This window comes from Streptomyces hainanensis (genome assembly GCF_004348415.1).
GTDB classification, from domain to species: domain Bacteria; phylum Actinomycetota; class Actinomycetes; order Streptomycetales; family Streptomycetaceae; genus Streptomyces; species Streptomyces hainanensis.
The window spans coordinates 1-7,318 of the sequence record NZ_SMKI01000400.1 but is presented as its reverse complement, the minus strand read 5'-3'; the positions used below and the strand labels follow the sequence as shown (position 1 = coordinate 7,318).

2 protein-coding genes and 1 pseudogene are annotated in these 7,318 nt (G+C 77.8%); 1 reads left to right on the top strand and 2 read right to left on the bottom strand.

Annotation, left to right across the window (positions count from 1 at the left end; translation table 11 throughout):
• Positions 1 to 2,133 (bottom strand): sensor histidine kinase (locus E1283_RS28175; protein ID WP_165956275.1); only part of this gene is annotated, 2,133 nt, incomplete at its 3' end.
• 89 nt (positions 2,134 to 2,222) lie between these two features.
• Between E1283_RS28175 and E1283_RS40015 the strand changes: the two are divergent.
• Positions 2,223 to 2,618: pseudogene (locus E1283_RS40015) on the top strand (hypothetical protein); the annotation flags it as partial.
• Between the two features lie 17 nt (positions 2,619 to 2,635).
• Here the strand turns inward: E1283_RS40015 and E1283_RS28165 are convergent.
• Positions 2,636 to 7,210, bottom strand: coding sequence for a flotillin family protein (locus E1283_RS28165; RefSeq protein ID WP_132820983.1), 4,575 nt, complete (start codon positions 7,208 to 7,210; stop codon positions 2,636 to 2,638).
• Between the last annotated feature and the right edge of the window lie 108 nt (positions 7,211 to 7,318).

The window sequence follows — 7,318 nt, the reverse complement described above, 5'->3', positions numbered from 1 at the left end:
GTCCGCGACCAGCACCGGGGTGCGGTGCCGCCGGGGCAGCCCGGGCGCGGCGTGCCGCCCGTCGTCCTCGCGGGCGGGGCCGTGTTCGGCGGGGTGGGCCTCGTGCTCGGACGGTTCGGGGGCCCTCGGCTCGGGGACGGCGGGGCCGAGGACCATGTCGGGGGCGCCGACCGGCGCCTCCAGTTCGACCGGGCCGCCGCGCAGCGCGGGGCGTTCGGGCCGCCCCGGCAGCCGGTCGCGCTCGCCCGGAAGCTCGCGGGTCTCGGTCAGCAGCTCGCCGGGGACCAGGGCGACGGCGGTGGTGCCGCCGTAGGGCGAGTCCCGCAGCGAGACCCTGATGCCGTGGCGCGCGGCGAGCCTGGCGACGACGAAGAGGCCGATCCGGTCGGTGTCGGACGGCTCGAACTCGGGCGGATCCGCCAGCCGGCGGTTGGCCTCCCGCAGGGCGTCGGCGGTCATGCCGAGGCCGCGGTCGTGGATCTCCAGGGTGAAGCCGTGCGGCACCCGCTCGCCGTCGACCTGCACGGCGGTGTGCGGGGGCGAGAAGAGGGTGGCGTTCTCCAGGAGTTCGGCGACGAGGTGGACGAGGTCGGCCACCGCGCCCCCGGAGACGGCGAGGGCCGGCAGCCGGCGGACCTCGACCCGCTCGAAGTCCTCGACCTCGTCGACGGCGGCCCGCACCACGTCCATCAGCTGCTCGGGCTTGCGCCACTGGCGGGCCGGGGCCGCGCCGGACAGCAGCACGAGACCGTCGGCGTGCCGGCGCATGCGGGTGGCCAGGTGGTTGAGGCGGACGATGTCGGCGAGGTTCGCCGAGTCGGCGGTGCGCCCCTCGAGGCCGTCGAGCAGGCTCAGCTGACGGTGCAGCAGGACCTGGCTGCGGCGGGCCAGGTTGACGAACACCTCGGACATGCCACGCCGGGTGTGGGCGCGCTGCACGGCGGCGGAGACGGCCTCGCGCTGGAGGGTGTTGAGGGAGCGGCCGATGCGGCCGAACTCGTCCGGGCCGTACTCCAGGCGCGGCGCCTCGGTCTCCACGTCCACGTGCTCGCCGGCCGCGAGCCGGCGGGTGACACCGGGCAGCCGGACCTCGGCCGCGTCGGTCGCCTCGCGGGCCAGGCCGCGCAGGTCGCCGCTGAGGTCGCGGCCGACGCGGAGGGCGACGGCGGCCGAGACCACCACGGCCACCAGCCCGAGGCCGCCCATCAGCCAGGCGCGGACCGCCGCGTCCGAGGTCCTGGGGTCGAGCCGGTCCTGGTAGCGCTGGTCGGCCTCCCGGCCGAGCTCCGCGAGCTGGTCGAGGGCGGACGCGCCGGTCTCCTGCCAGGTGTCGGCCTGGACGGCGGCGGTGCTCCCCTGGAGCAGGCTCTCCTCGGCGGAGGCCAGGATCCGGCCGGTGCCGCTGTCCCAGAAGGCCTCGTGTGCCTGCCGGTCCTCCAGCGTCAGGTCGGGGAGGTGGGTGTCGTAGGCCAGCTCGCGCTGGGCCATCCGGTCGGCGAGGGCGCGGAGTTCCCCTTCGCTGGTGCGCCCGGCGGCCAGTGCGCCGGCGATCAGGGCGTCCTCCGCCGAGAGGGACTCGCGGGCCTGGGCGAGGCCGACGACGGCGCGGCCGTGCCGGTCGAGGTCGGGGTCGTCGACCGGCTGGAGCGACGACTGCACCCGGAAGGCGAGGGCGACGACGTCGCCGTAGGCGTCCAGGGCGCCGGTGCGCGAGATGGTGTTGCTCTCCACCTGGCCACGCAGCTGGTCGAGGCCGTCCAGCGCGGACACCATCCGGTCGAGGCGCTCGCGGGCCGACGTGCGCAGGCCGCCACGGGCCTCGGCCGCGCCGTGCCTGGCCAGGGTGGCGGCCTGGTCGGTCTCCTGCCTGATCTCCCGCAGTTCGCTGAGCGAGTCGGCCCGCCTCGGGTCGCCGAGGTAGACGAGGGTCTGGCGACGCTCGCGCTGCGCGGCCAGGGCCACCTCCCGGGTCGGATCGCCCAGGGCCGAGGCGGCGTCGGACGCGGCGCCGACGGATCTCGCCTCGCCGACGGCGTCGGTGGCCGCGAAGGCCCAGACCGACACGAGCGACAGCAGGGGCACCAGCACCAGCGCGCCCGTCTTCCGCCGGATCGACTTGCCGCGAAAGCCCATGCCCTCCCCTTGGGTTCCGTGCGACGACGCGGGAGTTCCCGCCACCGCCAGCGCGAGCCTACTACCGGTGCCCCGGCCGCCACCCGGGTATCGGCCGGGTGGGGCGAGGAGTTGACCCGACGCGGAGCGCCCCATCCTGGCCCCTGCTCCGAGGACCCGCAAGGCGTTCTACCATGGATGGGGAGGACATATCTGCGCATCTTTGGCGGTCAGGGAGCGAAGCCGGAGTGTACGCGAGACCCCGCATGCCGGATCCGGTGCGTGCCGCCGCCGTGCGTGCCGTCATCATCATCGCACTGACGCTCACTCAGGTCGTGGTCGCGTTGCTGTGCACCCTGGCCGGGTCGTGGCTGGCCATGCCGATGGCGCTGTCCTCCATCGGCAGCACCATGGTGGCCACCTGGGCGGTGCTCGACATCTGGATCACCCGGCAGGCCTGGCGGCAGCGGGACGGGGTGGTGTCGATGCCGAGCAGCGCCGCCAGGCGCCGGCCGATGGGGCGTCAGTGAGCCTCCGCCGCGCGGGGCCTGCGGAAGACGCGGGTGGCGGTGATCTCCCCGTGCACCGGCTCGGCCGACGGGTCCTGCTGCGGCAGGCCGGGGCGCAGGTGCTCCTCGACGCTGATGTACTTGAGGCCGGCGCGTAGGTCGGCGTCGTTGCGCAGCCGGATCACCAGCGGGAACTCGGCCAGAGCCGTGGTGTCGAACAGGCCGGTGGTGTAGAGGAGTTGGACGCCGAGGGCGTCGGCCACCGCGCGTTGCAGCTCCAGCAGGTAGGTGGCGTTGGCCCGGCCGATCGGGTTGTCGAGGAAGAGGGTGCCGGCGTGCCGGTGCCGGTCGCGGCCGCGGTCGTTGCCGCGGAGCGCGGCCATGGTGCAGTAGAGGGCGATGGCGGCGGTGAGCAACTGGCCGCCGGAGAACACGTCGCCCATCTGCCCGACCGGGACGCGCTCGGCGCGCAGCACGGCGTCCGGCTTGAGGATCTCGACGCGCACCCCCTTCGGCGCGAGTGCCGCCTGCACGCCGCGCAGCAGCAGGGAGACGCCGTCGCGGCGCAGATCCGAGTTCTTGCGGACGGCGGCCCTGGTGGTCTCGTCGATGACCTCGCCGAGCCGCTCGGCGAGGGTGGCCTGGTCGGGGTCCTCGAAGCGGATGCGCAGGAACTCCTGGCCCGACCACTCGCCGAGCCCCTCGGGGAGCCGGGAGAGCCGCTGGGCCGAGCGGAGGGTGGCCAGGGCCGACTCCACCAGGCCGCGCAGCCGGTCGACGATGCCGTCCCGGTTGCGCTCCAACTGCTCCAGTTCGTCGGTGAGGACGCGCAGCCGGGGGGCGAACGCCTCGGCCCAGGCGGCGGCGTTGGCGGGCAGGGCCGCGGCCGGCAGCTCGCGGATCTGCTGCCTGGCCGGGGTGCGCACCTGCTCGTAGCGGGTGGAGTTGGCGTGCCTGACCAGCCGGTCGCCGGCCTCCCTGACGGCGGCCTCGGCGGCGGCCAGGGCGGCGGCATGGGTGCGCAGGGCCCGGCGGGCGTCGGCGGCGGCCTGGCGGGCCTCGGCGAGGCCGCCCTGGTAGGGCTCGGCGGGAGGCTCGGCGGCGGCCTCGCCCGCGTCGGCCGAGGCGGCGCCGGGCGCCGGGTCGCGGAGCTGGTCGCGGAGCGACACCGCCGTCTCCTCGAAGCCGCCGGCGGCCTCCTGGGCGGTTCGGTGGTCGCGCAGCAGGTCCTCGTGGGCGGCCACGGCGGAAGCGTGGGCGTCCTCGTGGGCGGCCAGCTCGGCGGTGGCGGCGCGCAGCAGGTCCTTAGCGCCTGCCGCGTCCGCCGGGATCCGCTCGGCCGGCAGCTCGATGTGTGCCCCGCCTTCGGTGGGGGCCAGCCGCTCGGCCTCGCCGCGCAGCCTGCCGAGCTGCTCGCTGGCGGTGGAGGCGCGGGACTCGAGCAGCTGCACCAGGGACTCGGCGCGGGCCGCCGCGGCCTGCCGCGACGGGCCGTCGGCGCCCTCGAGGCCTTCGAGGAGCCGGGCGGCGCGGGTGCGGACCTTGTTGCTCAGCCGGTCGAGCGCGGCGAGCGCCGCGCTCTCGTCGCCCTCGGCCCGCGCCTGCTCGGCACGCAGGTCGGCGCCGACGCCGACCTTCTCGTACAGCTGGGAGGCCGAGCGGTACGCCTCGCGCAGCGCCGGCAGGGAGGGGGAGCCCTCGGCCGGCGCCGACTCGGGCTCGCCGTCGTCCGGGACGCCGGTGACCTCGGCGCGCTCGGCCCGCAGGGCGCGGGCGGTGCGGCGGGCGTCGTCGGCGACGCGCTGCACGGTGCGCCGGTCCTCGTCGGCGGCGCGGGCCCGCTCCAACTCGGCGGCGGCGGCCTCGGCCGCCTCGGCCGCCTCGACGCCCAGCTCCCTGAGCCTGGTGCTCCAGCGGGGGCGCTCGCGGAGCCGGAAGGCGAGCCCGGCCAACGCGTCGGCGGCGCGGCGGGCGTGCTGGGCGGCCTCCTGCCGTTCGTCCCTGGCGCCGGCGGCCTGGGTGGCGACCTCCTCCGTCTCGGCGCGCACGGCCGCGGCCTCGACGAGCTGCCGGCCGGCGGCCTCGGCCTCGGCCGCCGCCCGCTGGGCGGCGGCCGCCAGCTCGGCGAGGCGGCCCGCCGGGCAGCCGGCGCGCCAGGAGGCGAGCCGGGCCGCCAGGGTGCGGTCGGCGGTGACGCGGCCGGCCAGGTCGCGGATCTCGGTGTCGCGCCCACCGGCGCGCTCGCGCAGGGCGCGGCGCTCGTCGTCGGCGGCGCGCTCGTCGTGCATGGCCGGGTTGGGCGTGACCAGGAAGACGCCGCTGTCGGGGCCGCCGGGCGGCGGAGTGGGGGCGAGCAGCGCGGCGGCGGTGCCGACGGCGACGGCGGAGCGGGGCAGCAGCGCGGCGCCGGCCAGCGCCTCGCGGGCGCGGGCGTGGCTGGCGGGGTCGGTGATGACCACGCCGTCCACCAGCTCGGGGCGGGCGGCGAGGACCGTGGCGTGGTCGGCCGGGTTCACGGCCTGGGCCAGGTACCGCCAGCCGGGGAGGGCCGGGATGCCGTGCTCGCCGAGGAACTCGACGGTGGCCAGCACGTCGGGGCCCGGCGGGAGCAGGCCGCCGTCGCCGAGGGCGGCGAGGATGCGGGAGTCGTCGGCGGCGGCGGTGCGCAGCTCGAACAGCTGCCGCTCGGCGGCGGTGACCCGCTCGTCGAGGAGTTCGGCCAGCTGCTCGGCGGCGCGGTCGAGATCCTCCGCGGTGAGGGCCGGGCCCTCGGACTCGACGGGCAGGCCGAGCAGTTCGGCGATCCGGGCCTCGGCCGCCAGGGTCGCCGCGGTGCGCCGCTCGGCGGCCCAGGCGCCCTCGGCGGCCTGGGCGGCGTCCGCGGCGCGGGCGGCGGCCAGCTCGGCCCTGGTGTGGTCGGCCGAGGCGGCGCGGGACGCTTCGGCGGTGCGACGGGCGGCCTCCCGCGCGGTCTCGAAGGCGGCGACCGCGGCCCGCTCGGCGTCGGTGGCGGCGAGCGCGGCCCTGGCCGGGTCGGCCCCGTCGAGCCAGCCGGCGCGCACCGCCTGCTCGGTCTCCTGCTCGACCTCGGCCAGCCGCTGGCGCAGGTGTTCGCTCTCGCTGCGCGCCCGCTGGGCCTCGGTGGCGGCGGTGGTGGCGTCGCGGTGGGCGGCCTCGGCCTCGGCCTGCAGCGTGGCGGAGCGGTCCTCCTCCTCGGCCGCGGCGCGCTCGCTGGACCCGGCCGCGGTGTGCAGGGCCCTGACCAGGGCCGCGGCCGCCCGACCGCGGGCGGCGAGCGCCGGGGCCGCGTCCCGCTCGGCCTCGCGGATGGCGGCGGCGACCCGGGCCGAGCGGTCGGCGGCGGCCCGGTGTTGGAGGACCGTCTCGGCGGCCTGCCAGGCGGCGTGCAGGGTGCGGGCCTCGGTGAGCTCGCGGCGCCCGGCGGCCGCCGACTTCTCGGCCGCGGCGAGCGCCAACGAGGCGTGCCGGTAGGCCAGTTCGGCGGCGACGCGGGCCGCGGTGGCGCGGGCGCGCTCGGCGTCGGTGACGGCGTGCGCGGCGGTGGCGACGCCCTCGGCGAGCTCGGCGGCGCGGGCGCGCTCGGCCGCGCCTCGGGCGGCGAGCAGCCCGGCGAGCGCGCGGGCCCGGTGCTCGGCAGCGAGGTGGACGGTGCGGGACGCGTCCCGCTCACCGGCGGCCTGGCCGATCCGGGTGAGCAGGTCGAGCGAGCCGGCCGTGAACTCGCGCTCGGCGCCCAGCTCGGCGCGCCGGCCGAGTTTGTGGGCGAAGCCGTGCACCAGGTCGGCGAGGCCGTCGGTGTCGCGGGTGTCGGTGACGGCGCGCAGCAGCAGGTCGGTGAAGTCGGAGTCGTTCTTGACGGCGAACAGGCCGGCGGCCTCGCCCTCGTCGGCGTTCATCTCGCGCTGGTAGCGGAAGAGTTCGGGGTCGAGGCCGAGCCGGTTGAGGTGCTCGACCCAGCGCTCGTGGATCTCCTCCCAGACGACGTCGAGGTTGGGGTAGGCCCGGCCGGTCTCGGTGAGGACGTCGCGGAAGCCCTTCATGGTGCGGCGGCGGCCGGCGGCGCCCGAGGTGCCGTCCGCGCGCGGGCGCAGGGCGCTGGACTCGGCGACGGGCAGCGAGTCCAGGCTCATCCCGGGGCCGGGCCGGAACGAGTACCAGGCCTCGGCGAACTTGCGGGGGTCGCCTGAGACCTGGCGGCCGCGCCACTCGCTGACCTTGCCGACGACGACGGTCTCGCCGGTGAGGGTGTGCTGCCACTCCAGCGCGACGTGGCCGCAGTCGTCGGCCAGCAGGAACTTGCGCAGCACGCCCGAGCTGGCCCCGCCCAGCGTGTTGCGGTGACCGGGGAGCATCACCGAGAAGATGAGCTTGAGCAGCACGGACTTGCCGCCGCCGTTCTCCAGGAAGAGCACCCCGGCGGGCGCCGGGCGGCGCGGCGGGCCGACGGGCTCGTCCTCGAAGAAGTCCGCCTGGGCGGGCGCCGGCCGGGGTACCGGGTCGCCGACGCCGCGCAGGTCGAGCACGGTGTCGGCGTAGCGGGCGCCGGCGGGTCCGCCGGCGTCGGCCACAGCAGGCCGGCGCCGTAGCGGGCCGCCGTGCCGAGGGCGCCGCCGGCGGCGACGGCCGCCAGCACGGGCCCCTGCCCGCGCCATGGCGCGGGCGCGGGCGGCGGCGTG